Source organism: Nocardia sp. NPDC019219 (genome assembly GCF_040632645.1).
Taxonomy (GTDB): domain Bacteria; phylum Actinomycetota; class Actinomycetes; order Mycobacteriales; family Mycobacteriaceae; genus Nocardia; species Nocardia sputorum.
Map to the genome: position 1 here is coordinate 130,677 of NZ_JBEYCG010000003.1, position 25,313 is coordinate 155,989.

At 69.4% G+C, this 25,313-nt stretch carries 24 protein-coding genes; 12 read left to right on the top strand and 12 right to left on the bottom strand.

What is annotated here, in order from left to right; all coding sequences use genetic code 11:
* The first annotated feature begins 6 nt into the window (after nucleotides 1–6).
* From ABZ552_RS08070 to ABZ552_RS08085, 4 genes are all read left to right on the top strand, one after another.
* The gene (locus ABZ552_RS08070) at nucleotides 7–381 is read left to right on the top strand and encodes a DUF742 domain-containing protein (RefSeq protein WP_014981573.1); all 375 of its coding nucleotides are present in this window, start codon (nucleotides 7–9) and stop codon (nucleotides 379–381) included.
* Nucleotides 362–964, top strand: a complete 603-nt coding sequence (locus ABZ552_RS08075) for an ATP/GTP-binding protein (protein WP_174186021.1) — start codon at nucleotides 362–364, stop codon at nucleotides 962–964. Before ABZ552_RS08070 ends, ABZ552_RS08075 begins: the two co-directional genes overlap by 20 nt.
* Nucleotides 965–1,015: 51 nt before the next feature.
* Nucleotides 1,016–2,599 (top strand): carboxyl transferase domain-containing protein, encoded by a 1,584-nt coding sequence (locus ABZ552_RS08080; RefSeq protein ID WP_357436135.1) that lies wholly within the window; start codon nucleotides 1,016–1,018, stop codon nucleotides 2,597–2,599.
* A 102-nt stretch (nucleotides 2,600–2,701) separates the two neighbouring features.
* Nucleotides 2,702–3,559, top strand: a complete 858-nt coding sequence (locus ABZ552_RS08085) for an aldo/keto reductase (RefSeq protein ID WP_281877332.1) — start codon at nucleotides 2,702–2,704, stop codon at nucleotides 3,557–3,559.
* A 20-nt stretch (nucleotides 3,560–3,579) separates the two neighbouring features.
* Here ABZ552_RS08085 and ABZ552_RS08090 read toward each other — a convergent pair whose 3' ends face one another.
* Nucleotides 3,580–4,683 (bottom strand): NAD(P)-binding domain-containing protein, encoded by a 1,104-nt coding sequence (locus ABZ552_RS08090; protein WP_281877334.1) that lies wholly within the window; start codon nucleotides 4,681–4,683, stop codon nucleotides 3,580–3,582.
* An 89-nt stretch (nucleotides 4,684–4,772) separates the two neighbouring features.
* Here ABZ552_RS08090 and ABZ552_RS08095 point away from each other — a divergent pair, with 89 nt between their 5' ends.
* From ABZ552_RS08095 to ABZ552_RS08115, 5 genes are read left to right on the top strand one after another with little or no spacing between them, the layout of a single operon-like run.
* Entirely contained in the window at nucleotides 4,773–5,501 is a 729-nt protein-coding gene (locus tag ABZ552_RS08095; protein ID WP_281877336.1) for an enoyl-CoA hydratase, read from the top strand.
* A complete protein-coding gene (locus ABZ552_RS08100) occupies nucleotides 5,498–6,643 on the top strand; it encodes an MBL fold metallo-hydrolase (RefSeq protein WP_281877337.1) in 1,146 nt (381 codons plus the stop codon). Before ABZ552_RS08095 ends, ABZ552_RS08100 begins: the two co-directional genes overlap by 4 nt.
* Nucleotides 6,644–6,681: 38 nt before the next feature.
* Complete coding sequence (locus ABZ552_RS08105) at nucleotides 6,682–6,888, top strand: antitoxin (RefSeq protein ID WP_063024726.1); 207 nt, start codon at nucleotides 6,682–6,684, stop codon at nucleotides 6,886–6,888.
* 47 nt (nucleotides 6,889–6,935) lie between these two features.
* Entirely contained in the window at nucleotides 6,936–9,233 is a 2,298-nt protein-coding gene (locus tag ABZ552_RS08110) for an ATP-dependent DNA ligase (RefSeq protein WP_281877338.1), read from the top strand.
* Between the two features lie 43 nt (nucleotides 9,234–9,276).
* Complete coding sequence (locus ABZ552_RS08115; protein ID WP_281917186.1) at nucleotides 9,277–9,453, top strand: antitoxin; 177 nt, start codon at nucleotides 9,277–9,279, stop codon at nucleotides 9,451–9,453.
* A 39-nt stretch (nucleotides 9,454–9,492) separates the two neighbouring features.
* Here the strand turns inward: ABZ552_RS08115 and ABZ552_RS08120 are convergent, their stop codons facing one another.
* Nucleotides 9,493–10,137, bottom strand: coding sequence for an isochorismatase family cysteine hydrolase (locus ABZ552_RS08120; RefSeq protein WP_281877340.1), 645 nt, complete (start codon nucleotides 10,135–10,137; stop codon nucleotides 9,493–9,495).
* A gap of 247 nt (nucleotides 10,138–10,384) precedes the next feature.
* On the opposite strand from ABZ552_RS08120, the gene ABZ552_RS08125 reads away from it, so the two are divergent.
* Nucleotides 10,385–11,641 (top strand): lipase family protein, encoded by a 1,257-nt coding sequence (locus ABZ552_RS08125; RefSeq protein ID WP_281877341.1) that lies wholly within the window; start codon nucleotides 10,385–10,387, stop codon nucleotides 11,639–11,641.
* Nucleotides 11,642–11,997: 356 nt separating this feature from the next.
* On the opposite strand, the gene ABZ552_RS08130 is transcribed toward ABZ552_RS08125, so the two are convergent.
* The 4 genes from ABZ552_RS08130 to ABZ552_RS08145 form a co-directional block, all read right to left on the bottom strand.
* Nucleotides 11,998–12,651 (bottom strand): ammonium transporter, encoded by a 654-nt coding sequence (locus ABZ552_RS08130; RefSeq protein ID WP_281877342.1) that lies wholly within the window; start codon nucleotides 12,649–12,651, stop codon nucleotides 11,998–12,000.
* Nucleotides 12,652–13,323: 672 nt separating this feature from the next.
* Nucleotides 13,324–14,061 carry an energy-coupling factor transporter transmembrane protein EcfT gene (locus tag ABZ552_RS08135; RefSeq protein WP_357436141.1) on the bottom strand — a complete coding sequence of 246 codons (738 nt, stop codon included), beginning with the start codon at nucleotides 14,059–14,061 and terminating at the stop codon, nucleotides 13,324–13,326.
* On the bottom strand, nucleotides 14,061–16,178 hold the full coding sequence (locus tag ABZ552_RS08140) for an ATP-binding cassette domain-containing protein (protein WP_357436142.1): 2,118 nt from the start codon (nucleotides 16,176–16,178) through the stop codon (nucleotides 14,061–14,063). The genes ABZ552_RS08135 and ABZ552_RS08140 overlap by 1 nt, the downstream gene beginning before the upstream one ends.
* Nucleotides 16,179–16,253: 75 nt before the next feature.
* The gene (locus ABZ552_RS08145) at nucleotides 16,254–17,720 is read right to left on the bottom strand and encodes an NAD(P)/FAD-dependent oxidoreductase (protein ID WP_357436144.1); all 1,467 of its coding nucleotides are present in this window, start codon (nucleotides 17,718–17,720) and stop codon (nucleotides 16,254–16,256) included.
* 84 nt (nucleotides 17,721–17,804) lie between these two features.
* Between ABZ552_RS08145 and ABZ552_RS08150 the strand changes: the two genes are divergently transcribed.
* The gene (locus ABZ552_RS08150) at nucleotides 17,805–18,866 is read left to right on the top strand and encodes an AraC family transcriptional regulator (RefSeq protein ID WP_281877348.1); all 1,062 of its coding nucleotides are present in this window, start codon (nucleotides 17,805–17,807) and stop codon (nucleotides 18,864–18,866) included.
* Here ABZ552_RS08150 and ABZ552_RS08155 read toward each other — a convergent pair.
* From ABZ552_RS08155 to ABZ552_RS08165, 3 genes are all read right to left on the bottom strand, one after another.
* On the bottom strand, nucleotides 18,863–19,540 hold the full coding sequence (locus tag ABZ552_RS08155) for a phosphodiesterase (RefSeq protein ID WP_281877349.1): 678 nt from the start codon (nucleotides 19,538–19,540) through the stop codon (nucleotides 18,863–18,865). The two genes, ABZ552_RS08150 and ABZ552_RS08155, sit on opposite strands and share 4 nt — an antisense overlap.
* Nucleotides 19,541–19,606: 66 nt before the next feature.
* The gene (locus tag ABZ552_RS08160; protein ID WP_357436147.1) at nucleotides 19,607–20,392 is read right to left on the bottom strand and encodes a metallophosphoesterase; all 786 of its coding nucleotides are present in this window, start codon (nucleotides 20,390–20,392) and stop codon (nucleotides 19,607–19,609) included.
* Between the two features lie 169 nt (nucleotides 20,393–20,561).
* Nucleotides 20,562–20,999: a MarR family transcriptional regulator gene (locus tag ABZ552_RS08165; protein WP_281877353.1), complete on the bottom strand. Its 438-nt coding sequence runs from the start codon at nucleotides 20,997–20,999 to the stop codon at nucleotides 20,562–20,564.
* Between the two features lie 51 nt (nucleotides 21,000–21,050).
* Between ABZ552_RS08165 and ABZ552_RS08170 the strand changes: the two genes are divergently transcribed.
* Nucleotides 21,051–21,650 (top strand): TIGR03086 family metal-binding protein, encoded by a 600-nt coding sequence (locus tag ABZ552_RS08170; RefSeq protein ID WP_357436149.1) that lies wholly within the window; start codon nucleotides 21,051–21,053, stop codon nucleotides 21,648–21,650.
* A 660-nt stretch (nucleotides 21,651–22,310) separates the two neighbouring features.
* Here ABZ552_RS08170 and ABZ552_RS08175 read toward each other — a convergent pair.
* From ABZ552_RS08175 to ABZ552_RS08185, 3 genes are all read right to left on the bottom strand, one after another.
* Nucleotides 22,311–23,078, bottom strand: coding sequence for an RNA pseudouridine synthase (locus tag ABZ552_RS08175; RefSeq protein WP_281877355.1), 768 nt, complete (start codon nucleotides 23,076–23,078; stop codon nucleotides 22,311–22,313).
* Between the two features lie 38 nt (nucleotides 23,079–23,116).
* Complete coding sequence (locus tag ABZ552_RS08180) at nucleotides 23,117–24,127, bottom strand: adenylate/guanylate cyclase domain-containing protein (RefSeq protein ID WP_281877356.1); 1,011 nt, start codon at nucleotides 24,125–24,127, stop codon at nucleotides 23,117–23,119.
* A 196-nt stretch (nucleotides 24,128–24,323) separates the two neighbouring features.
* Nucleotides 24,324–25,271, bottom strand: a complete 948-nt coding sequence (locus tag ABZ552_RS08185) for a type IV toxin-antitoxin system AbiEi family antitoxin domain-containing protein (protein WP_357436152.1) — start codon at nucleotides 25,269–25,271, stop codon at nucleotides 24,324–24,326.
* Nucleotides 25,272–25,313: the final 42 nt, after the last annotated feature.

Genomic DNA, 25,313 nt, shown 5'->3' on the forward strand with positions numbered 1-25,313 from the left:
GGTGGGATGGACATAGAAGATCACCGCGTGGGGAGCGCCGAGCCGAGCCTCGTTCGCCCATACTCGCTGACCGCAGGCCGCACCAGGCCCGCGGTCGAGTTGGCGTTGGAGGCTCTCGTCGCATCGCATCCGGTCGCCCTGGAGCGGCAGTTCGAACTGACCAACATCGAGACGTCAATCGTGGAGTTGTGCAGAGAATCGCCGTCCGTTGCCGAGGTAGCAGCTCGATTGGGTATCCCGATCGGGGTGGCCCGTGTGCTCGTGGCCGATTTGATCGAGGCCGGGCACGTGCGCGTATCGGCGACTTTGAAAGACGATTCCAGCGACGATGAACGTCGCGAGCTGATCGAAAGGGTTCTCAGTGGACTCCGGCGTATTTGATTCGACGGCGCAGGTCGACACTCGTACCAGCAAGCCAACATCGGCGAAGATCGTGGTCGCCGGTGGCTTCGGCGTCGGGAAGACCACGTTGGTCGGTGCTGTCTCGGAGATCGTTCCGCTGCGCACCGAGGCATTGGTGACCAATGCCAGCGCCGGGATCGACAACCTGACCGGCATTCCGATGAAGTCGACCACCACCGTGGCGATGGACTTCGGCCGGATCAGTCTCGCCGACGATCTGGTGTTGTATCTGTTCGGCACGCCTGGCCAGTATCGGTTCTGGTTCATGTGGGACGACCTGATCCGTGGCGCCATCGGTGCCGTCGTCCTGGTCGACACCCGCAGGCTGGAGGACAGCTTCGCGGCCGTCGACTACTTCGAAGCGCGCGGCCTGCCGTTCCTGGTGGCGCTCAACGAATTCGATGACGCGCCGCGGTACCCGATCGAGGACATCCGGCAGGCACTCGCCGTGCCCGCCGATGTGCCGATCCTGTCCATCGATGCTCGTCGTCGTGAGCCGGCCAAGCAGGCGCTGGTCGCGCTCACCGAGTACGCGCTGCGCAAGGTGATGCAGGGCTACTGAGTGCTCGTGTGGTTCGCCGGAGCGCCGGGTAGGGCGGGATAGGCTCGCCCGGTGCGTACTTCGGCGCGTGAGTTGCTCGAGCAACTGCTCGACACGGACTCGTTCGTCAGCTGGGACCGGCCACCGGTGACGGTGGCCGCCTCCCCGCAGTACCGCGATGCGCTGCGGAAGGCGGCGGTCGCGGCAGGCACCGACGAATCGGTCCTGACCGGCGAAGGGTTGCTGCGTGGTCGGCGCGTGGCCGTGATCGCCTGTGAATTCGGTTTTCTGGCCGGCTCGGTCGGCGTGGCGGCGGCGGAACGGATCGTCTCGGCGGTGGAGCGCGCCACCGAGCTCGGGCTGCCTCTGGTCGCCTCGCCGACCTCCGGCGGGACCAGGATGCAGGAGGGCACCGTCGCCTTCGTGCAGATGGTGAAGATCGCGGGCGCGGTGGCGGCGCACAAGTCGGCGGGGCATCCCTACGTCGTCTACCTCCGCAACCCCACGATGGGCGGAGTCTTCGCGTCGTGGGGGTCATTGGGCCACATCACTTTCGCCGAACCCGGGGCGCTCATCGGATTTCTCGGCCCACGGGTCTATCAGGCCCTGTACGGCAGGCCTTTCCCAGAAGGTGTGCAGACGGCGGAAAACCTGTATCGGCGTGGCGTTATCGACGGTGTTCTCACGATCCCGGTCTTCCGCCGAATCGCCCATCGCGCGTTGAGTGTGTTCAGCGGCGTCGAATCTCCCGACAATGTTGCGGTACAGCGGAATTACGAGCGGATCGCGGTGCCGCGAAAGTCGACGGTTGTGGATCACGCCCTGGACGCGAATGTCGCTGGAGCAGAAGGAAACCAGCTCGACGACGCGCGGATCGCCGACCAAGGCAGTCGGGTGTGGCAGTCGGTTCTGATCTCGCGCCGCCCGCAGCGTCCCGGCATCCGAGAACTGTTACGTCATGTGACACAACGGGTTCCGCTCAGTGGCACCGGCCAGGGTGAGTCCGATCGCACTGCCGTGCTCGCCCTCGGCCGTTTCCGTGGGCAGCCGTGCGTGGTGTTCGGGCACGACCGGCGTGGCCAACAGGGCGAGAACACCATGGGCCCGGCCGCGCTGCGGGAGGCGCGGCGCAGTATGGCGCTTGCTCAGGAGTTGCGGCTGCCGCTGGTGTTGGTCATCGACACGGTGGGCGCTGCGCTGTCGAAGGAAGCCGAGGAGCGCGGGCTGGCGCCCGAGATCGCCCGCTGCATCGCGGACCTGGTGACGCTGGACACCCCGACCGTCTCCGTGCTGCTCGGCCAGGGCACCGGCGGTGGCGCGCTGGCGCTGCTGCCCGCCGACCGGGTGCTCGCCGCCACGCACGCGTGGCTGGCCCCGCTGCCGCCGGAGGGCGCGAGCGCCATCGTCTTCCGCGACACCGACCATGCGGCGGAACTCGCTGCGGCACAAAGGATCAGCGCCGCCGACCTGCTGGCCGACGGTGTCGTCGACCGGATCGTGCCGGAGTTGCCCGACGCGGCGGAGGAGCCGGTGGACTTCGCCCGCCGCATGGTCGCCGCGATCGCGCACGAACTGGCGGCATTGCGCGCCCGGCCGGACGCGGAGTTGCGCGCGGCGCGACAGGCGCGCTACCGGCGGCTCGGCTTGCCCGGCTGACCGGCGGCGAACGCCGTTCACCATCCGTTTCCCAGCAAATTGCAAGCCAACACACCCGAGGGCGTGATTGACGGTTCGCCGCCGCACTTCTACCGTCGGAATGTGACCTTCAAAAGCGAGACCAGCACCGTTCCCTCGATCGTGCTGAACGACGGGAACGTGATCCCGCAGCTCGGCTTCGGCGTTTTCCAGGTACCCGCCGAGGACGTCTTCCCGGTCGTCACCACCGCGCTCGAGGTTGGCTACCGCAGCATCGACACCGCGGCGATCTACGGAAACGAAGAGGGCACCGGCCGCGCGATCCGGGAATCCGGCCTGCCCCGTGACGAGATCTACGTCACCACCAAGCTGTGGAACTCCGATCAGGGCTACGACTCCACGCTGCGCGCGTTCGACGCCAGCATGCAGCGGCTCGGCCTGGACTACCTCGACCTCTACCTCATCCACTGGCCGGTGGCCGCGGCCGACCGCTTCGTGGACACCTTCCGCGCTTTCCAGGCGCTGAAGTCGCAGGGCCGGGTGCGCTCGATCGGGGTCTCGAACTTCACAGTCGCGCATCTCCAGCGGCTCATCGCCGAGACCGGCGAGATCCCGGCGGTGAACCAGATCGAGCTGCACCCGAGGCTGGCGCAACGCGAGCTGCGCGAATTCCACGCCGCCAACGCGATCGCCACCGAGGCGTGGAGTCCGCTCGGGCAGGGCACGCTGCTCGACGAAAGCGCCGTCACCGCGGTGGCCGCCGAGGTCGGTCGCACTCCGGCGCAGGTGATCATTCGCTGGCACCTGCAACTGGGCAACGTGGTCATCCCGAAGTCGGTCACGCCGTCGCGGATCGCGGAGAACTTCGACGTGTTCGGTTTCGAGCTGACCGCGGCGCAGATGGACGCGATCACCGCGCTGGACACCGGTTCGCGCACCGGCGGTGATCCGGACACGTTCACCATGGGCCTGATCGACTGACGATTCCGGTCGGCGGTCGGTCAGCGCAGTCCGAGATGTTCGGTGAGCTCGAGCGCCGCGGCGCGTCCCGCGCGATTGGCGCCGACCGTGCTGGCCGACGGCCCGTAGCCGATCAGATGGATGCGCGGATCGGCGGCCACCTGGGTGGCCAGTCGTCCCGACATGGTGACGCCGCCGCCGGGCCCGCGCAATCGCAGTGGCGCCAGGTGGTCCAATGCGCTGCGGAACCCCGTGGCCCACAGGATCACGTCCGCCCGCTGGAAGGTCCCGTCGGCCCAGCGAACGCCGCCGGGCTCGATGCGCTCGAACATCGGCAGACGGGTCAGCACGCCGCGGGCTCGCGCCGCGCGTAACCGGTCGTCGAGCGGAAGACCGGTGACCGAGACCACCGATCCCGGCGGCAACCCGCGCCGCACCCGGTCCTCGACCATCGCGACCGCGACTCGCCCGTCCTCCTCGGTGAAGGCGCCTTCGCGGAAGCGCGGCGGCGTCCGGGTGACCCAGGTTGTGGTGGTGACCTGGGAAATCTCGTCGAGTAGCTGGACCGCCGAGATGCCGCCGCCGACCACCACGACGTGCTCGCCCGCGAACTCCTCGGCACTGCGGTAGTCGCGAGTGTGCAACTGGCGGCCCGCGAAGGTCTGCGCTCCGGGATAGTGCGGAACGAACGGATGCTCCCAGGTACCGGTGCAGTTGATCAGGCCGCGTACTCGGATCGGGCCCGCCACGTCGGTCTCCGCGTTGAGCACCGCGCCGCGTGCGGCCGGAGCGCCGTCCTCGGAGCGGTCACAGACCACGGTGACCGAGACCTGTCGGCGGACCCGCAGGTCGAACCGCTTCTCGTACAGCTCGTAGTAGTGCGGCACAGCCGAGGCCGCCGGCGCGGACGACGAACCCGGCGGCAATGTCTCCGCGAACGACATACCGGGCAGATCGTGCACTCGGTTGACCGTGTCGAGGGTGAGGGAGGGCCAGCGGAACTGCCACGCGCCGCCGGGACCGGGCGACCGGTCGACCAGCAGGAAGTGCCGCTCCGGGCGCAACCCGAGGCGTTGGAGGTGATAACCGGCCGACAGTCCCGCCTGACCAGCGCCGATCACCAGGATGTCGAAGTCGGTCGGCACAGCCGCTGATCGTATCGCCCGGCGTGGAGCGGGTAGTCCACTGTGGCAGAGTGAAAAGATCAGACGGACCGTTCAGTCGGGGAGGTCGTATGCTCGGTGTCAGCCGGGACGGTGACGTGGTCACCATCGAACTTCAGCGGGAAGAGCGCCGCAACGCGCTCAACCACGAACTCGTGACACTGCTGCGCGAGGCCGTGCTCGCCGCTGTCGCCGACCAGGCGCGCGTCATCGTCTTGACCGGGCACGGCACGGTGTTCAGTGCGGGCGCCGATCTGTCCGGGGTGTACTCCGACGATTTCCTGTCCGGATTGCTGGAAACGCTGCACACGATCGAATCGGCGCCGATCCCGGTGATTTCGGCGATCAACGGCGCCGCGATCGGGGCGGGCGTGCAGCTGGCGCTCGCTTCGGATCTGCGGGTGATCGCACCGGAGGCGTACATCGCGGTGCCGGCGGCGAAACTGGGCATCACCGTGGATCGCTGGACCGTGCGCAGGCTGGCCGCCCTGATCGGCGGCGGCCCGGCGCGCACGGTGTTGCTGGGCGCCGAGCAGATCCCGGCCGAGGACGCCTACACCTTCGGGTTCGCCAACCGGATCGGCACGGTGGCCGACGCGCAGGCCTGGGCCAAGCAGATCGCGGCATTGGCCCCGTTGTCCCTGCGGTACATGAAGCTGGTGCTCAATGATGACGGAACGCGCGATCCGGAGACCGCGCAGCAGCGCGCCGCACTGGAGGCAGCGTGGACGAGCGAGGATGCCAAGGAGGGTCGTTTGGCCAGACAGGAAAAGCGCCCGGCGAAGTTTGTGGGGCGATGATGGACATCAGACGCGTCGCGGGCGCCGCGGCGGGCGCGCTCGGCCTCACCTGGCTGGCTCGGGCGGTGTGGGACATCCCGTCGGCGATGGGCGCCTCGATCTCGGCCATCCAGCCGTACGCGGTGGGCGCGGCCACCTATCGCGACCGCCAGTTCCACAATACCGAGCCCAGTAGCCAGGTGGTGGCGGGTTCGACTCCCTCGCTGCTGGTCTCGGCGCTGACCCGGCGCAACGCGGGCAGACCGCGCGGCCCCGTCCCACTGCGGACCCCGCGGCAGCCGGCCGAGGCGGCCGCGCTGGCCGTCACCTGGTACGGCCACGCCACGGCACTGGTCGAGGTCGACGGGTACCGGATTCTCACCGATCCAGTGTGGAGCGAGCGGGTTTCGCCGTCGCCGCTGGTCGGACCCGCGCGCATGCATCCGGTGCCGCAGCCGCTGGCCGATCTGCCTCCGATCGACGCGGTGATCATCTCGCACGACCATTACGACCACCTGGACAAGGAGACCGTCCGGGAATTGGTGGCACGCCAGGACGCGCCGTTCCTCGTTCCGATCGGCATCGGCGCCCACTTGCGGCACTGGGGTGTCCCGGACGAACGCATCATCGAATTGGACTGGGGCGGTTCGGTGTCGCTCAGCGACCTCGGCCGGGGCCGCGACGGCGCCGATCTGGTGCTCACCTGCACGGAGGCTCGGCACTTCTCCGGACGCGGCTTGCTGCGCAACACCACGCTGTGGGCCTCGTGGTCGATCGTCGGGCCGACCCGGCGGGTGTACTTCGGCGGCGACACCGGCTTCACGAAGGCGTTCGCCGAGGCCGGCGCGGCGCTCGGCCCGTTCGATCTGACGCTGCTGCCGATCGGCGCCTACGACGAGCGCTGGCCGGATGTGCATATGAACCCCGAGGAGGCGGTCCGGGCACACGCCGACCTGTGCGGTGGGAATCCCGGTCACGGACTGTTGGTGCCGATTCACTGGGCCACCTTCAATCTCGCCTTCCACGGCTGGTCGGAGCCGGTCGCGCGGATGGTGGCCGCGGCGCGAGCGGCGGGCACGAGTGTCGCGGTGCCGATGCCCGGCGAGCGTGTGGACCCGTCGAGCGCCCCACCTGCGGATTCTTGGTGGGAGAATATCGGGTGAAGCACTCCGGATAGTTGGCGACAGGAAGGATCACGGCGATGAGTTTCGCGGATACGGTCAAGGGCCTGGTCGACAAGGGAAAGGACGCGGCGGCCAAGAACGCCGACAAGATCAATCACGCGGTCGACAAGGCCGGTGACTTCATCGATCAGAAGACGCACGGCAAGTACACGGACAAGATCGCCAAGGGCAAGGAGGCCGCCAAGAAGGTGGTTCCGCCCGATCAGTCCGGGCCGCACGCCTGAGCCCGCGGCGGAGACCTTCGCCGGGTCTCCGCCGCTACACTTCGGATATGGCGGCCCGCCGCGAGTTCGGTGGTATCGAGGTTGACCTGAGCAACCTCGACAAGGTGCTGTACCCGGCCACCGGAACGACGAAAGGCGAAGTGATCGCCTACTATTCGGCGATCGCGCCGGCCATGCTGCCGCACATCGCCGGGCGGGCGGTGACCCGCAAGCGCTGGCCGAACGGCGTCGACGAACCGTCTTTCTTCGAGAAGAACCTCCCGGCGCATGCTCCGTCCTGGATCGAGCGGCGCGCCCTGCGGCATTCCGATCGCAAGGTCGTCTACCCGCTGATCGATTCCGAAGCCGGACTGGCTTGGCTCGCGCAGCAGGCCGCGTTGGAAGTCCATGTGCCGCAGTGGCGTTTCGACGACGATGACATGGGTCCGGCGACCAGGCTGGTCTTCGATCTGGATCCCGGCGAGGGGGTCGGGCTCGCCGAATGCGCCGAGGTGGCGCTCGCGGTGCGCGAGATGGTGGAGGGCATCGGTCTGCGCGCCTTCCCGGTGACCAGTGGCAGCAAGGGCATACACCTCTATGTGCCGTTGGATCGCGATCTGAGCTCCGACGGCGCGTCCACCGTGGCGAAACAGGTGGCCACGAATCTGCAACGGCTGCGTCCGGACCTGGTCACGGCGACGATGGCGAAGGCGGCGCGCGGCGGCAAGGTCTTCCTGGACTGGAGCCAGAACAACGCCGCCAAGACCACCATCGCGCCCTACTCGATGCGGGGGCGGCCGGAGCCGAATGCCGCCGCGCCACGCACGTGGAAGGAGATCGAGAATCGCAAGAAGCTGCGGCAGTTGCGGTTCGACGAGGTGCTGGCCAGGTACCGCGCCGACGGCGATCTGCTCGCCGAACTGGATGCCGCGCCGGCGGGGGATGATTCGTCCGGGACGGCTCCCGACGCGTTGACGAAGTACCGCTCGATGCGTGACCCGTCCCGCACCCCAGAGCCGGTTCCCGCGCAGGCGCCCGCGCCGGGGGAGAACAATCGCTACGTCGTGCAGGAGCATCACGCGCGGCGCCTGCACTGGGATGTGCGGCTGGAGCGCGACGGGGTGCTGGTGTCCTGGGCGGTGCCGAAGGGTCCGCCGACCTCGCCCGAGCAGAACCGCCTCGCCGTGCACACCGAGGACCACCCGATGGAGTATCTCGACTTCCACGGCGCCATCCCGAAGGGTGAGTACGGCGCGGGCGAGATGACGATCTGGGACTCCGGCACCTACGAGACCGAGAAGTGGCGCGACGACGAGGTCATCGTTCGATTCCACGGCAGGCGGCTCACCGGCCGGTACGCGCTGATCCAGACCAACGGCAATCAGTGGCTGATGCATCTGATGCGTGCGCAGAACGGCGCCGAACCGCAGGAGGAGGAGCCGGACGAACCGCAGGGCCGGATCATCCGTCCGTCCGGCGGGCCCGCGCCGCTGCCGCGCGGTCTGTCGCCGATGCTCGCGACGCACGGTGACGTCGCCGAACTCGGCGCCGCCGAGTGGTGCTTCGAGACGAAGTGGGACGGCTTCCGGCTGATCGCCGAGATCGAGTCCGGCGCGATCACGCTGCGCAGCCGGGCGGGCCACGTCGTGACCGACCGCTATCCCGGCATCGCGGCGTTGCGGCGGGAGTTGTCCGGACATCAGGTGGTGCTGGACGGCGAGGCCGTCGTGTTCGACGATCACGGCGTCGCGAATCTGGGTCTGCTGCAAGCCGATGCGGCGCGGGCGGTGTTCGTCGCCTTCGACGTGCTGTACCTGGACGGCACCTCGCTGTTGCGCAAGCGCTACGCCGACCGCCGCAGGGTGCTGGAGGCGCTCGCCGCCAACGCGCCGTCGCTGGTCGTGCCGCCGCGCCTGGACGGCTCGGGCGCCGACGCCTTGCGCTACAGCCAGGAGCACGGGCTCGAGGGCGTGGTCGCCAAGCGCAAGGACTCGGTGTATCTACCCGGCAAGCGCGGGCACGCCTGGGTGAAGCAGCGCAACTGGCGCACGCAGCGGGTGCTGATCGGCGGCTGGCGGCGCAGCTCGGCACGGGAATTCAAGTCCCTGCTGGTCGGCATTCCACACGACGGGCGGCTGGTCTATGTCGGACGGGTCGGCACCGGGTTCGACGACTCGAACTTGCGGGAGCTGGCCGCGCGGCTGCGCCCGCTGGAACGCAAGACTTCGCCGTTCGACAACGACCTGACCGCCGAGGAACGCAAGGAAGCGGTGTGGGTGACGCCGAAACTCGGTGGCACCGTGCGGTTCATGAACTGGACCGAGACGGGCCGGTTGTGGCACCCGGCGTGGCTCGGCGCTGGGTAGGGTTGTCTCGCGGTGGTTCTCAGCACGAGACGAGGAGTGCAGGGTGGACTTCAAGAACCTGGCGGGCAAGGCGATGGACCTGGCCCAGAAGAACGCGGACAAGCTGGACGCGGTGATCGACAAGGCGGGCGATCTCGTCGACGAGAAGACGGGCGAGAAGTTCGCGAGCCAGGTCGACGCCGCCCAGGACGCGGCCAAGAAAGCCCTGCGGGAGCAGTGAGCGTGGAACGGGACCCGGCCGTGGCCGGGTCCCGTCGGGTCAGTTGGCGCCCGCGAGCAGCGGTGTGATGGTCGCGATATCGGTCACCAGCGCGTGGCCCTGGAACTCGAAGTCGTCGTACGCCCGCGCCATGGCCTCCTTGTCCCGTCCGCCCACCGCGTCGCTGATCACCACCGGCACGAAGCCGAGATCGGTGGAATGCGTGACCGTGGGCGCGATGCCGATCTCCAGCGCGACGCCCGCGATGGCGTAGGCGTCGATGCGCAGGTCGCGCAGCATCGAGGCCAGCGGAGTCCCTTCGAAGGCCGACATCGACGTCTTGTCGAACACCACCTCGTCCGCGCGCGGCCGCAGCTCGGGAACCAGCTCGAAGGCCGGGGTGTCGCGCTGCAGGATGAAGCGCACCTTGTCCACCGAATCCACTTGCTGCCAGCTCATGGCCATGCGCAGCGCGAAAGTTCCGCTCAGGCGCTCGGGCAGGAAGAAATGGCGCAGGAAGACCACGGGGTAGCCGCCCGAGCGCGCCGCGTCGACCACCCCGACCACGCGCTCGATGATCTCCGGCCCGTCCGGCAACTGGCTGAGCACGCCGACCTGCATGTCGTAGACGATCACCGCCATTCGGTCCGGGGCGCACACGTCGGCGAGTCCCTCGGGGATGTCCAGTCCGTTGCCATGCCGCATGCTCGGCTACTCCTGTTCGTTGCGCTCGCGCTGCGAGGGGGGGTGGCCCTGGACAGCTATTCGATTGCGCTGGGGGCGTTTTGGCCAACACTGTAACCAGCCCGGCGGACAGCAGCGGCGGTGGGTGTGACCTGCGATCGACCGTTGCCGGGCCGATCGGCCCGGCAGTACCGTGGAGGTCTCGAGGTCAGGTGAGCCCCGGCCACAGCGGGACACCCGCCGCCTCGCCGGGACTGGGGAGGCCCTGATGAAGGATGTGCACGCAGCGCCTGTCGTCGCGCAGGCGAGCAACCGTCCCGTGTGCGCGGTGATCCTGGGGATCATCTTGTCCACGGTGATCATTCTGGCCGCCGCTCCAGGGGCACACGCCGAGCTACCACCACCGGACCGGGACCCGTTCTACGCGGCACCCGCCGACCTCGCGCGCTATGGCAACGGCGCCGTGCTGGATTCCCGCCCCATCGCGTTGTTCGGACTGCCTCTGCCGATTTCGGCGTGGCAGGTGAAGTATCGCACCACCGACGCGAGCGACGATCCCGTGGCCGACGTGGCGACCGTGCTGGTGCCGATGCTGCCGTGGTTCGGCCGGGGCGCGCGGCCCCTGCTGTCGTATCAGGTGCCCGAGGACAGTCTCGGCACGCGGTGCGCACCGTCGTTCGCCCTGCGCGGCGGCTGGGACACCGGCGCGGTGAACACGGTGATCGATACGCCGTTCATGGCGGAGGCGCTGCGCCGTGGGTGGGCGGTGGTGGCCAGTGACTACGAGGGGCCGCGATCCCGGTTCCTCGACGGGGTGAACTCCGGACGCGGTGTGCTGGACGGCATCCGGGCAGCGCGCGATCTCCCACAGGCCGGACTCGGACCCGCGACGCCGATCGGCGCCTGGGGCTATTCCGGCGGCGCGTTCGCCACGTTGTGGGCCGCGCAGTTGCAGCCGGAGTACGCCCCGGACGTGCGGTTCGCGGGAATCACCTCGGGTGGCGTTCCGGCGGACTGGCCGGCCATAGCTCGCGAGGCGGACGGCACCGTGCAGTCCGGGCTGGCGCTGCTGATCCTGTTCGCGCTCGCCCGAAACGATCCCGGCAACGGGCTGCTGGAGTTGCTCAACGATCGGGGGCGTGCGGCGCTGGCCGAGAATGCGACGATGTGCGGGTCCGACCTGGTGCCGAAGTACGTCGGCGCGCGGGTCGACGACTTCGCCGTCGTGCCGGACCTGCTGCGACATCCGATTTTCCGCGCCGCGACCGACGCCCAGGAACTCGGCGGCAGCGCGCCGGAGACGCCGATGTACCTGTACCACAGCCTGACCGATGACGTGATCCCCGTCGCGGGCTTCACCGACCTGATCGGCCGGTACTGCGCGCAGGGAGCGTTGATCACCTCGGTGCACTCGATGCTGCCCACGCACAACCCGGCGGCGATCGGTGAGGCGCCGGGCGCGATGAACTTCCTCGCCGATCGGTTCGCGGGTCTGCCGGTGTTCCCCGGGTGCCGTGAGCGGTAAGTGGACGATCGCCTGTCGTCGGTGACGGTCGGAACACCGGAGCCGTCCACGGTGATTGAGCGCGGTGTCCGCCTCGTGAGTCATCGACGGTGCGGCACCGGAGCCGTCGACGGGTGCTCGAGGGCGGTGTCCCGCTTCGGTGAGTCATCGACGGTGCGGCACCGGAGCCGTCGACGGGTGCTCGAGGGCGGTGTCCCGCTTCGGCGAGTCATCGACGGTGCGGCACCGGAGTCGTCGACGGGTGCAGGTGCGTGGGCGCGTGGTGCTCACGCACCAGCGGACCGCCGGCTGTCCGCACAGACGAAAGCGCACCGAACCGCGGGCGATTCGGTGCGCGTTGTCCCCGGAGGCGCCGGTCAGTTCTGCGAACGCCCGGTGGTGTCCATCCACTTGGTGGTGCCGGGCGGGGCGGCCAGCGTGCTGATCAGATCGATACCCGCGATGATCAAGGCCGGTCCACCGACGACGATGGTGCCGATGATGCCGCCGATACCCGCGCCCGCGAGCACGGTGGCGATACCGACGGGTCCTCCGATGAGGCCCGTCAGGCCGACAAGCGCTCCGATGACCGTGCCGATGAACCCGCCGACCGCGGTGGCGATGCCGAACTGCGACAGGAAGGCATCCATCGCCCGCTGGTTCTCGAACGGCGAGGCGACCGGCGTGGCCGCCGGGCGTGCCTGCGCCGCGTCCTTGACGACGGTCAGCTCCAGCACTCGGCCCGCGTCGCGCACGAGGTGGGCCATCGGGTATTCGAGCCCGTCCTGCCGGAAAGCGAGGGGCAGGGTGACCGCGACGTCGCCCGCCGCGTCCTTGATGTCGACCGCGTCACCGCGCAGCTCGAACGTGCCCTCGGTGAGCGTCGTGACGACCTTGTTCCCGATCAATTCGGCTCGATAGCCGATATCCGGGACCGTTGTCGCGTCCGGTTCGGCGTGCGAGACGCCGGACCCCACCGTGAGCGCGGCGACCAGTGGCACGACAGCGGCAGTGACTTTCCGCAGAATCATTCTCGGTTTCCAATCTTCATCAGGCTTCGAGCAATAGAGAACGCGGCGCACGCCGAATTTCCTTCCCCCGCCGGCGTGTTCATCCGGGATGTGATCCAAAAAACAGCTACTTCCGAGTGATAACTGTACTGTGACGGAAGAGGTTTGGGACACGAATTCGGAGGGTAATCTTCCGCCTTTTGCCGTCCGATTGTTTATAGCCGACGGCTATTTTCAATGGGGTCTTGCGGGCCTTCGGGGCGAGTCGATCGGCCTTCGCGGGGGCGAGGGAGTGCAACCCCCGAATCGAAGCATTGATCGCGAAGTACTCGGATGTCGGTGCTCGGACGGCGTAACCCGCAGTTCGGCAATGGCTTTGGGAGTATTGGGGCGGGGCCGGTGGAGGGCGCGTTCGCCTGGCACGTGTGTCACGTCGACCGGGAAACTCGAGCGAGGGGATGTACCGCGGCCCGGCTCCGCGATCGGGATCGGCGGCTACCGTCCGACGCGTAGGCGGTCGTGCGCGGCGCGCCCGGCTCTTGGGCCGGCGGTTGTCTCACCTGATGCCCGTCGGTCTGCAAATAGTCAGCGAATTCTCTTGCCGGAATGTGGCCGGAGACCACTAGGGCCCCAACCGACCGTAATCCGGTTCCGATCCCCATTTTCCATCCGGTCTACTTCGTGGGCCTGTGCTCAGAGCAGCAGGTGCAGAGCGATACAGCCGAGGCAGACGCCGACGACCAGCAAGAGCGCCAGAGCGTCGCGCAGGCCGGGTGCGCTGGGATGGGCGGTGAGTTGCCCGGTGCCACCGCGTGCGGTGATCGCCTCGCCCAGTTCGCCCGCACGCCGGGTGGCGACCGCCATGGCCGCGGTCAGGATGTCGATGAGCGGGTTGCCGGCGGCGCGGGCGATCATGCCGTCCTTGGGGCGCAGGCGCCGAGCGGCGCGCAGCACCCGGATCTCCTCCATGAGCAGCGGCAGACCGCGGAGGGTGAGCGCGACGACGACCGCCCATTCGTCCACCGGCATCCGGAGTCTGCGCAACGGCGCGCCGAGTTTGGCGAGGGCGGGCGCGATGTCGCCCATCGGCGTGGTCCACGCGATGAGGAAGGAGGCCGCCACCAGGATCAGCGTAAACGTCGCGATCTGCGCGTAGCGCAGCACCGCCGCACCGCCGACGGGCGCCGTGAGCAGGCCGCCGAGTACGAACAGCGCCCAGAACCACCAGGGCAGCCGCGGTAGCGTGCCCAGCGGCAGCCGTGCGAGGACGCCCACGAACACCAGAAACACCGTCATCACACCGAGCACGGGCCAGGACGGCAGGAACATCAGCACCAGGCTGATCAGGAACACCCCGATCATCTTGGTGCCCGCCCACAGGCGATGCACCGGACTGGCGACCGGTACCTGGCGCAGCAGGACTGTGCTCATCATCGACCTCCGTGATCGAAGCGCCAGGCCGCTTCACCGGGCGCGCGCAGCGCTCCGGAATCGGCTCGCGCGGCGGCCTTGCTCGGCGCCGGCGTGGCCGCCCACGCGGACTCCGCGCTCAGGATGCGGCCCGATCGCAGGTGCACCGTGCGGTCGCACACCGCCGCCATGTCCGCCACGTCGTGCGAGATGACGATCAGCGTCAAGCCGGCGTCCCGGAGCCGCGCCAGCAATTCCACGATGTCGGCCCGGCCCTCGGGGTCGAGACCGGCCAGCGGTTCGTCGAGCACGACCACTTGGGGGTGACTGGCCACGATCGCGGCGAGCACCACCCGTTTGGCCTGGCCGCCACTGAGTTCCTCGATCGAGCGGGCGGCCAGCGACCGGTCCAGCCCGACCGCGTCCAGCGCGCGCCCGACCGCGCCGGAGCCCGTGGCGCGCCCGCCCCAGTCCCCGATCTCCGCGCCGACGGTCTGCTTCTGCAATTGCAGGCGGGAATGCTGGAACGCCAGCCCGACCGCGCCGATCTGCTTGCCGACCGGCTTACCGCGCAGTTCGCACCGGCCGGAAGTCGGTTCGACCAAGCCCGCCATGATCCAGGCCAGGGTGGACTTGCCCGACCCGTTCCCGCCGACGACGAGCAGCGCTTCGCCCTGGCGGACGGACAGGTCCACGCCGTGCAGTGCGGGGGCTTCCCACGGCGTCGCGCGGTTGTAGGTGTGCCGGACATCGCGCAGTTCGAGGATCGGCTCGCCCATCGGCCTGCGCCGCGCGGCGCGCGCCGGGCGGGGCCACGCGGGCAGGTGCGCGACCGAGCGTCCCCCGGCCAGGTGCACGACCCGGTTCGCGGCCGCGGCGTCGGCTTCGTGATGGGTTACCAGGACCACGGCCATGGGGTGCCGCTTCGGCAGGCCCGCGAGCAGTTCCACCAGTTCCCGGCGTCCGTCCGGATCGATCATCGAGGTCGCCTCGTCGGCGATCAGCAGTGCGGGCCTGCGGGCCAGCGCGGCCGCGACCGCCAGCCGCTGCTGCTGACCGCCGGAGAGCGTGGCGGTCTCCTTGCCGCCCATCCCGGCCAGACCGACCTCACCCAGCAAGCCCTCGACGTCCACCTCGGCGGCGAGTCGCGCGGGCAGCCCCCACACGACGTCGTCGGCGACGAGCACGCCGAGGGTCTGGCTCTCCGGTCGCTGCAATACCAGCGCAGTGCCACCGAGCTGCCCCAATCCGGCCGAGCCGGGGCGCCGCACCGATCCCGAGGTGGGCGGCAGACCCGCCAGCACCCGGGTCAGCGTCGACTTGCCCGAACCGTTGTGGCCCACCACGGCGACGAATTCCCCGACCTCGACGGTCAGATCGACGCCGCTGAGCGCGTCGCGCGCCGCGCCGGGGTACCGGAATCCGGCAGCACTCAGCGTGACCGGCAGCGGCGCGATGGGCCGGTCGTCGGGCGGCGCGGCGAGCCGGTCCTGGCCGGGCAGCCAGTCCAGCCGGTCGAGCACCGAGCCCAGGACATACCAGGAGCACACGCCGGTGGCCAGCATGCCCAGCGCGATGCCGCCGCCCACCCAGACCCACCACGAGCGCAGCACGGCATCGGCGAGGTCCGCCACGACTTGCCCCAGCGGAGCCAGGCCCACGCGGCCCGCGAGATCCTGCAAGCCGCGCGAGCCGTTGCGGATGTTGTCGAACACCAACTCGCGCGCACTCGACATCGCGAGCAGCGCCCCGACGGCCAGCGCGGCCCAGACCAGCCCGGCCAGTAGCGAGAGGCAGAGCACCGCGACGAGGCCGCCGCCGCGCCGCTTCACGGTCCCGATGATGGCGCCCATGGTGGCCGAGGCCACCAACACCGTCGCCGAAGCCAGACCGGCCGCCACGAAAGTGACCAGCGTGGCGGCGATGGTCGCGGTGACCAGCGCCCGCGCCCGGAAACGGTGCGCGATCAGCCCGATCGGCACCGCGGCGACCAACTGCAGCGCGCCGGCGAACGGGACCACCGAACCGATGGTCACCAGCCCGACGGTGGCTCCTCCCAGCACGGCGCCGGTGGCCAACTCGAGGGGACGCAGCGGCCCGCGTTCGGCCGATGCGCCCGGACGGGCCAGTTCATTCACAGCACAAGTCTGCCAGCCCGGCGGCTGGTGGCGGGCGGAGGCGAATCCGAGCGGGGCCGGAAGCCGCGCGATCGGTCACGAGACGGGGGTGAGGGCGTAGTGGCGCGGATCGAAGCGCCGGGTGCGGCGACGGTAGCTGGTCTGCGAGCCCGGCCAGTTGTTGGTGATACGACCGGCGGCATTGCGGTACCAGCTCGAGCAGAAATTCCACGGGGTGCGGGCCAAGCGGCGCTGCAGCGCGGTGTTGTAGTCCTCCTCCAGCTCCGCGCGGACCTCGACATAGTGGCGTGGGTGGTCGGCCAGCCACTGCACGGCCTGACGGATGTAGCGGGTCTGCGACTCGATCATGTAGATGATCGAGCCGACGCCGAGATTGGTGTTCGGTCCGTACACGAGGAAAAGGTTCGGGAAGTCCGGCACCGTGATGCCGTAATACGCGTGCGCGCCGTCGGCCCAGGCGTCGGCCAGCCTGCGGCCGCCGCGGCCCCAGATCTCCATCGGCCACAGGAACTCGGTGCCCTTGAAACCGGTGCCGTAGATGATCACGTCCGCCTCGTGGGTCGCGCCGTCGGCGGTGCGTATCCCCTGCGGGGTGATCTCGCTGATCGCGGCCGTCTCCACCCGCACGTTCGGTTGGGTGAGCGCGGGGTAGTAGTCGTTGGAGAACAGCGCGCGCTTGCACCCGATCGGATAATCCGGGGTCAGTTTCGCGCGCAGCTGCGGGTCCTCGACCTGCTCGGCCAGGTGCCGGGAGGCGATGCGGGCCACCCAGCGGGCGATGGCGGGGACCTCGACCAGCCCGAGTGAGACGAATTCCGCGATCGACCACCACCCGAACCGTTCGGCCAGCAGCGCGCCCGGCACCCGCGCGAACAGGTTGTGCTGGATCGGCGAGTAGTCCGTGTCGAACTTGGGGATCACCCAGGCCGGTGTGCGCTGGAACAGGGTGAGGTGTGCGACCTCGGGCTGGATCTCCGGGATGTACTGGACGGCGCTGGCCCCCGTGCCGACGCAGGCGACGCGTTTGCCGCGCAGGTCGACGTCGTGGTCCCACTCGGCGGAATGGAACGACGGGCCCGCGAAGGTGCCGATGCCGGGTATGGCGGGCAGGGACGGACGCGACAGCTGCCCCACCGCCGAGATCAGCACGTCCGCGATCCGGCTGTCCCCGTCGGCGGTGTGGACGGTCCACCGGCCGGTGGCGTCGTCGAATTCCGCGTCCGTGACGCTGGTACCGAAACGGATCGCCGGCAGCACGCCGTGGCGGTCGGCGACGCCGCGCAGATAGGCGTGGATGGCGGCGCGGCCCGAGTACCGCTGCGGCCAGTCCGGCTTGGGTTCGAACGAATACGAGTACAGCGGGGACGGGACGTCGCAGGCCGCGCCGGGGTAGGTGTTCTCCCGCCACACCCCGCCGAGGTCGGCGGCCCGCTCCAGGATGGTGATGTCGTCGAAGCCGTTGCGCCGCAGCTCGATCGCCATGCCGATACCGCCGAAGCCCGCGCCGATGACGAGGATCGACGGCCGATCGCGCCCTGTCATGTGAGACTCCTCACTCCGACCGTAGATGAGTCCACTGTAGAGCCGCCGTGTCGTCGCATAGAGAAATTCGGCCATAATGTCCGCGTGGAACGGGTGCAGGATCCGGATATCCGCGATTGGAACTTTCCGCGCGGCGTGGCCAGCGTGGCGCTGATGGTCGGCTACGCGGCCGAACACGGCGTGCCCGCGGCGCGGATGCTGCACGGCACCGTGCTCGGCGAGCAGCAATTGCGCGATCCGGACGCGCAGATCGACGCGCACACCGAACTGGCGGTCATCCGCAACCTCGTCCGCGAACTCGGCGACCGGCCCGCGCTGGGCGTCGAGGTCGGCCGCCGCTACCGGATCACCACCTTCGGCATCTTCGGCTTCGCCTGCGTCAGTAGTCCGACGCTCGGGGAGGCGATCAGTTTCGCGCTGCGCTACCTCGATCTCAGCTTCACTTTCTGCATCCCGGTGGCCGAATGGGGCGAGAGCGAGTTCGTCGCGGTGGTGCACGACGAGTCGGTGCCGACGGATGTGCGCCAGTTCCTGGTCGAACGCGACGTCACCGCGATGCACCGGGTGATGAGCGATCTGCTCGGCACGCGCCTGCCCTTGACCAGGGCCGAATTCCGTTTCCCAGAACCCGCTTACGCCGATCGGATCGCGGAGGTCACTCTCGTGCCGCCGGATTTCGGCAGGCCGCGCAACCTGTTCGCCATCGAGCCCATGCTGTTGGAGAAACCGCTGCCGCAGGCCAACGAGCACACCTGGGCGATGTGCCTGGCGCAGTGCCGGGAGCTGGTGCACCGCCGCAGGGCCCGCACCGGCATCGCGGCGGAGGTGCGCGAACGTCTGGTGCCGCGGGGCGGCGCGGACGGATTCGCCGCCCCGCCCGGCATCGACGCTGTGGCGAACGATCTCAACATGAGCACTCGCACGCTAAGGCGGCACCTCGATGCCGCGGGGACCAGCTATCGCGCGTTGCTGGACGAAGTGCGGCGCGCTTTGGCGGAGGAAATGCTCACCGCGACACCGCTATCGGTGAGCGACGTCGCGATCCGTCTCGGCTATGCCGAAGCCTCGACCTTCATCTTCGCGTTCAAGCGGTGGACCGGTAATACCCCGGCGGCCTACCGGCGCGAACGCGCCGTCCGGCGTTAGGTCTCTTCGCCCCGGCCGCTCCTGCTGCCGGTGTAGGCCAGCTCGCGGATCTTGCCGATGGCCTTGGGGAACAATTCCACCTCGGCCGGATGGTTGAGCATCGGATCGAAGTAATCGGTACGGTACTCGGCGCTTTCGGCGAGACGCAGCGTGAGTTCGGCGACCCGCCAGGTGGGCCCGCCGAGACGGCCCGCCGTGAGTGTGAAACTGACCAAGTCCTCGTCCAGGTGAGCTTGCATCGCCTCGAGCGACGCGGACGTGGGCTGAACGCTGTCCGGCTCGGCGAAGAACCAGGTCGGCGCGGAATTGCTGATCCGGTAGGGCATCAGGCAGCCGTATCGTGCGCTGGCCCAGCCGCGCGCCGGGGTGATCACCAAGCGGCCCAGCGGTCCCCGGCCGGTGGTGGCCAGCGCGAAATCCCAAGGCTGATCGTCCCGGTCGAGCACGCGGAACGCCAAGCCGAGCACGTCGGGCAGCCCGTCCGGCAGTCCGATGCCTTTGGACACCCGCGCGATGACCGCGCGATCACCGCCGCCGAACAGCGGCTCGAACTCGGGCTCGGCATGCAGACGACCGGCCAGGTGCAGGCCCGCCGGGTGGAAAACCCGCGCATGCCGGATCCGCGCACCGGTCGCGAACGCGCTCTTCACCACTGCGGCTGGTAGGTCGACCATGGTGGTCCTCCCGGGTAGGCGTCGTGTGCCTCCCGATTGCCCCGGCTCGCACCGGGTAAACCGCGCTCAGGCTGGTTGCACGCCGATCCGGCCGCCCATGGGAACCGTCCGGAAATGGGTGGTCAGACGGTGGTCGTCACCGAAGACGTGCAGCGCGACCGCCGGGTCCGGCGCGTAGTCCATGACGTGATCGGGCAGGTCGAGTTCCCATTCCCCGCTCAGGACCGACGCGGTGCTGGGAGCCACCAGTAGCGGGCGGCCGCCGAACGTGGTGGTCGCGGCGGAATGCGCGTGCCCGGTGAGCACGGCGGCGATCCGGCCGTCGCCTGCCACCAGGTCGGCGAGCGGCTGCGGATCGGCGAGGGAGATCCCGTCGACGATCGGGCTGAACAGGTGGGCGGGCGGGTGGTGCAGCGCGAGCAGGATCGGCTTGCCCGCGGGCGCCGCGACGAGCACCTCGCGCAGCCAGTGGTAGGTCTCGTCGGACAGTCGTCCACCCGGCTCGCCGGGGACGCTCGAATCCAGCAGTGCGACGGTGAGATCGCCGATGCGGCGCACTTGGTTGATGGGGGCGCCGGAGGAGGGCTCGCCGAGCAGGGCGGTACGGAAGCCCGCGCGGTCGTCGTGGTTGCCGGGGAGGGCGTACACCGGGATGTCGGTGTCGAACGCGAGCTTGGCCTCCGCGTACTGCTCGGGTTTGCCGGAATCGGTGATGTCACCGGTCACCAGGATGGCGTCGGGCCTGCGGCGCAACCCGGCGAAGAAGTCCATCACCCGCCGCACACGCTGGGCGTTGCGGGCGCCGAGATCGAAATGGGTGTCGCTGACCTGAGCCACCAGGATCATCGGCATTCGCTTTCGCTAGGGGTTCGCTGCATTGCGTCAGAGGGTGCGCGGGTCGCGTCCACAGCACGTCATCAGGCTAGTTGACCTGCGCATAACGCGTCGCCATGACGCTCGCCACCGCGCGGAGGATCCTCATAGACTTGTGCCCGACATCACAATGCGGTCGGCTGGCGGGTCAGAACTCGGAGCGTTCGGCCACCGAGTCGGAGAGCGTGCGCAAGGCGCGCAGGAATACGCGGCGGTCCGCCTCGGGGAGCCGTTGCAGTAGCCGCTCCTCGCCGGCCTGGATGTCGCGCTGGGCTCGGTCGCGTAGGTCGCGGCCCGCGTCGGTGAGCGAGACCAGGTTGACCCGCCGGTCCGCCGGATCCGGTTCACGGGTGATCAGGCCGCGGCGCTGGAGTTCGTCGAGCACGCCGATGATGCGGGTCTTGTCGGCGCCGATCGCCTTGGCCAGCGCCGCCTGGGTGTAGACGGGTTCGCCGCCCAGGCCGAGCAGCACGGAGTAGCCCCACATCGACAATTCGTGGCGTTCCAGGATGGGCAGTTCGGCGGCGATGAGCGCCCGCCCGAGCGGCGCGATCATCGCGGCGAGATCGGGGCGGGCGTTCGGCATGGGACGACGATACTGGTTGGCAAATCGTAAGCTTGCGCATACGATACGCTCATGCTTACTGATTCCCGGAAAGATCTGCGCGACCGGCATGCCCGTTCGGTTCGGCTGAGTGTGGACGCCGTCTCCCGCGTGCGCCCCGATCGGCTGGACGCCGAAACCCCCTGCGCTGGTTGGCGCCTTCGTGACCTGCTGGAACACATGATCGCGCAGAACCACGGTTTCGCCGCCGCCGCGCGGGGCAGCGAGGACACCGAGGTCTGGAGCGTCCGCGCGTCCGCGGATCCGGTCGCCGACTATCGCGCTTCGGCCGACGACGTGCTCGCCGCCTTCGCCGCCGAGGACGTCTTCGAGCGCGCGCTCCTGCTGCCGGAAGTGACCGATCAGCGGATTCCCGCCACCCGCGTCATCGGCTTCCACCTCGTGGACAGCGTCGTGCACGCCTGGGACGTCGCCCGATCGATCGGAGAGACCATCACCGTCGACCCCGACGTGGCCGCAGCGGCGCTGGAGATCTCCCTCGCCGTTCCCGACGGCCCTGAACGCACGGCCCCTGGTGCGGCCTTCGCCCCGGCGCTGTCCGTCCCGGAACAAGCGCCGACCCTCGACCGGATCCTGTTGCTTCTGGGTCGCTCCCCGAACTGGCCGAACTGACTGTGGTTCCCTGCGCACGGCTGCCACTCCGGTCGTGCGCACTCGGATGATCTGCCTGGGGACGACTGTGGATGAATCGCGAGCGGAGGCTCACCCGTTCCGGTTTCTCCTGCTGTGCAGGGCGACAGCCGTGCGAAGCGGTGGGTGCCGCGACCTCCGTGCGTCGTGACCTGGCCGCTCTCCGGCCGGGCCAGGCGCTACGCACACCGGCAGCGGCGCGGTCAGGTAGACGCCCAGCAGCAGGTCGACGGTGCCGCGGTGGCCTGTCACATCCTGGAGAGCGGGAAACGTCGAGATCGTGACCGGCAGCGTCGGCGCTGCCGCCGGCCAGGCCGGCGCGATTTCGAAAGCGCCGCGCCGGACGTTTCCTCGGCGTGGTCGCCCGCCAGGGGTGCCCGACGCGGAGAAGGTCGCGCGGCTTCGCGGCAAGGCGCGCGTCCGGCGCCTACTCGGTCTGGCACGCGAACTCGAGCACGGCGGCCGTCGAACCGCGTCCTGTGCGTTGTCCACAGCCGAGACCACCCGGAGGCGGTGGGCGCTCTCGGCACACCCTTAATTGATGGGCGGGCCCGCGGGCTTCGACGAGTCTGGCACGCCGCCGGTCCCCCGGATGCGGCCGTTCGCGATAACGACCCCGTCCTCGGCGCGGTGGGAAACGCGCTAGTCGAGGGTCCGCAGCGCGTCGGCGGCGCGTTCGAGGGCGTCCGGGGCGGCGGATGCGTCCAGGGGGCGCCAGAAGGCGGCGTCCGGCTCGGCGGTCAGCGTGAGTTCGGGCGGGGTGCGCCACGAGGCGGCCAGGCCCAGCCGCCAGGAGTGCAGGTAGGTGCGCGGTTGCGCGCCGGAGCGGTCGAACAGGGGATCGCCGACGATCGGATGCCCGGTCCAGGCGAGGTGGACGCGAATCTGGTGGCGACGACCGGTGACCGGGCGCAGTGCGAGCACGGTGTGCGCGGGGCCGCGCAGCACCGTGACGAACCGGGTGAGCGAGGGGTAGTTCTTGGCGGGCAGCAGGTCGGCGTCGTCGACGAACCAGCGGCCGCCCTCGTGCCGGATGCTCTCTCGCGGCGCCGCGATCCGCACCCGGTTCTTGCGTCCCACGCTGAGCGGCAGGTCGAATACGCCGGTATCGGGCAGACCGGTCGCGGCGACGACGGCAAGGTACGCCTTGTCCGCCGTCTGCTTGTTGAACTGCCTGGTCAGCTCGCCGTGGGCGCGCAGCTCCTTCGCGAACAGGATCAAGCCGGAGGTCACCTTGTCGATCCGGTGCACCGGATACAGCGTTTCCCCCGCGGCGGCCGCCAGTTCGACGAGATCGGTGTCGTGGCGCTCACCGGTGACGGAGATCCCGGCAGGTTTGCGTAGGGCCAGAATCGCCGCGTCCTCCTCGATCAGGCAACGCGCGCGCAACTGTGACCAGTCCTTGTCCACCGGACGAGCCTAGGGCGGCGGACGGCAGGCGCTGTCGGCTACCTGCCGTTCTTGCCGTTGCGGCGCAGGAGATGCGGCCGCAGGCGGTTGAAGCCGCGCACGCGGACGCTGCGCAGGTGCTTGATGGTGAATGCCGGATCGCCCTCCAGCGCGGCCGCGGCTCCGTCATCGATCAGGACGGTGCCCGGCCGCGCGACGCCGGTTAGCCGGGAGGCGATGTTCACGACCGAGCCGTACAAGTCCCCGAAGCGTTGCAATACCGGGCCGTAGGCGAGGGCGACGCGCAGGTCCGGGGTGCCACCGACCATCATGGTGGACTCCTGGATGGCCAGCGCGATGCGTGCGGCCTCGGTGGCCGTCTCCGTCGCGAACATGACCTCGTCGCCCACGTTCTTGATCACCCAACCGCCGTTCTCGGTGATGGCGGCGGTGGTGGTGGACTCGAACGCCTCCAACAGAATGGACAGCTCGTCCGGATGCAGATGCCGGGTCAGCCTGGTGTAGCCGACCATGTCGGCGAAACCTACAGCCAGTTCGCGCACGGACTCACCCGCACTGGTCTCCGGGTCGAGCGAGCGTGACAACGCCGCGGCGAGATGGCGCCGCCACGCATAGTTGTTCAGCTCCTCCAGGGTGGCGATGGCGCCTTCGGTGGCGGCGCGCACCGTCTCCTCGGGGTCGGCTCCCGGGTCGGCCCGCGCGATGCGCTCCTCGATCTCCGCCAGCACCAGGTCGACCTGCCATTCCGCCAGGCGCGCCATGCCCTGGCCGAGCGTGCGCGCGGTCGCCGACTGCTGCCGGGTGTCGGCCGAGGCCAACACGGTCAACTGCTCGAAGTTGCGCACCGCCGTGACGTCGGCATCGGCATAGTCGACCGCGTCGTCACCGATGCTCGACGGAAAACCGAGCGCCGTCCACAATCGCCGCGTGAGCGCCGTCGTCGTCCCCGACTGCTCGGCGACCTCGGTGCGGTTGTATCGCCGCGCTCCGGCGAGCAGATAGGACTCGACGACCGAGCGCACCAATTCGGACCTGTCGGTGGGCACCATGATCGGTACCTTACGGGTCGGATCCGGCCGCTCGGCTTCCATTGGGAGGGTTCACATACCTTCGCCCGCGCCACGTCGGTTCCGGTACCGCGCAGGTGCGCGGCCCGCGTCGATCGCGTCGAGTTGTTCAGCGCCCGGGAAGTCATCGTTCGGCCTCGGAAGCGGTTGTTCGAATTCACTGGATCGGTGCGCCGGGTCATGGTTTGGGCGTGGGGGTCCAGTAGCCGGAGCGGTGATTGTCGGCGGCGGCGCGGATGGCCGTGTGCAAGCGGGCGACCAGGTGGGCGGGAGCGGCGAGGTCGTCGCCGGTCCAGCGGACGACCGCCCAGCCGAGGGCGCGAAGACGGTCTTCGCGCTCCTTCTCCGCCACGGCCACCCTTTCGGCGGCGCGCGAACCGGTTCGACGGTCGCTCTCGGCGCCGAACTCGCCGATCACGCCGAGCTCGGGGAACAGGAAATCGACGCGGCCGACGCAGATCTCGTCATCGGAGAAGACGCGTGCTTGTACCTGCGGCGCGGGAAAACCGGCTCGGTGCAGCAGGATCCGGCTGCGCGATGCGCCGGCGCTCGTACTGCGGCCGTCCAGGAAATCGAGGACCAGGGCGGCTCGTCGGCATCCGGGCCGATGCCGGGCCCGGCGGAGGTGTTCCCGCAATTCCGCCGTGGTGGTCAGACCCTGGCGCAGGGCGGAGTCACCGAGGGCGACCGATTGGTCGAACCCTTCCGAACGGGCGATGTCGAGCACCGTTCGCGCCGGAGTGGTCACTCGAATGTCATCGACCAGGGTGACCTCGTCCGGTTCCACCTGGGCCGAATGGACCACGACCCGTCTGCTCAGCCGCCCGCCGTTGATCCGATTCCTGGTGAGATGGACGCGGTCGAGCGCAATGCCCCAGGTCGTCATCCCGTGCAGCACCGCCGCCGAACAGTGGCTCGTGATGGCGGAGTCGGACGTGGATTCCGCGGTCGCCAGCGTCATCAGCAGATGCCGGCCGGTGGCGCCGAGCGCGGAGCCGGGCGCGTTCAGATAGTGCCCGGCACGCAGCCGCTGCCATTGCCCGGAGCTGCACAGCCTGCGCAATGCCTTGTCGGACAGTCCGGAGGCCAGCGCTTGCCGGCGCGAGATCAGTTGCGGTGCTTCCATATGACGATCGTGATCGACCGGCGCCCGTGAAACACCCGGCCG

Coding starts and splice junctions, on each gene's coding strand:
- ABZ552_RS08120 (WP_281877340.1), bottom strand. CDS start 10,137: ATGCGGCATGGCAACGGACTGGACATCCCCGAGGGACTCGCCGACGTG.
- ABZ552_RS08105 (WP_063024726.1), top strand. CDS start 6,682: ATGAGTTTCGCGGATACGGTCAAGGGCCTGGTCGACAAGGGAAAGGAC.
- ABZ552_RS08110 (WP_281877338.1), top strand. CDS start 6,936: ATGGCGGCCCGCCGCGAGTTCGGTGGTATCGAGGTTGACCTGAGCAAC.
- ABZ552_RS08070 (WP_014981573.1), top strand. CDS start 7: ATGGACATAGAAGATCACCGCGTGGGGAGCGCCGAGCCGAGCCTCGTT.
- ABZ552_RS08095 (WP_281877336.1), top strand. CDS start 4,773: ATGCTCGGTGTCAGCCGGGACGGTGACGTGGTCACCATCGAACTTCAG.
- ABZ552_RS08135 (WP_357436141.1), bottom strand. CDS start 14,061: ATGAGCACAGTCCTGCTGCGCCAGGTACCGGTCGCCAGTCCGGTGCAT.
- ABZ552_RS08160 (WP_357436147.1), bottom strand. CDS start 20,392: ATGCCGATGATCCTGGTGGCTCAGGTCAGCGACACCCATTTCGATCTC.
- ABZ552_RS08125 (WP_281877341.1), top strand. CDS start 10,385: ATGAAGGATGTGCACGCAGCGCCTGTCGTCGCGCAGGCGAGCAACCGT.
- ABZ552_RS08170 (WP_357436149.1), top strand. CDS start 21,051: ATGCTTACTGATTCCCGGAAAGATCTGCGCGACCGGCATGCCCGTTCG.
- ABZ552_RS08180 (WP_281877356.1), bottom strand. CDS start 24,127: ATGGTGCCCACCGACAGGTCCGAATTGGTGCGCTCGGTCGTCGAGTCC.
- ABZ552_RS08100 (WP_281877337.1), top strand. CDS start 5,498: ATGATGGACATCAGACGCGTCGCGGGCGCCGCGGCGGGCGCGCTCGGC.
- ABZ552_RS08155 (WP_281877349.1), bottom strand. CDS start 19,540: ATGGTCGACCTACCAGCCGCAGTGGTGAAGAGCGCGTTCGCGACCGGT.
- ABZ552_RS08185 (WP_357436152.1), bottom strand. CDS start 25,271: ATGGAAGCACCGCAACTGATCTCGCGCCGGCAAGCGCTGGCCTCCGGA.
- ABZ552_RS08130 (WP_281877342.1), bottom strand. CDS start 12,651: ATGATTCTGCGGAAAGTCACTGCCGCTGTCGTGCCACTGGTCGCCGCG.
- ABZ552_RS08145 (WP_357436144.1), bottom strand. CDS start 17,720: ATGACAGGGCGCGATCGGCCGTCGATCCTCGTCATCGGCGCGGGCTTC.
- ABZ552_RS08165 (WP_281877353.1), bottom strand. CDS start 20,999: ATGCCGAACGCCCGCCCCGATCTCGCCGCGATGATCGCGCCGCTCGGG.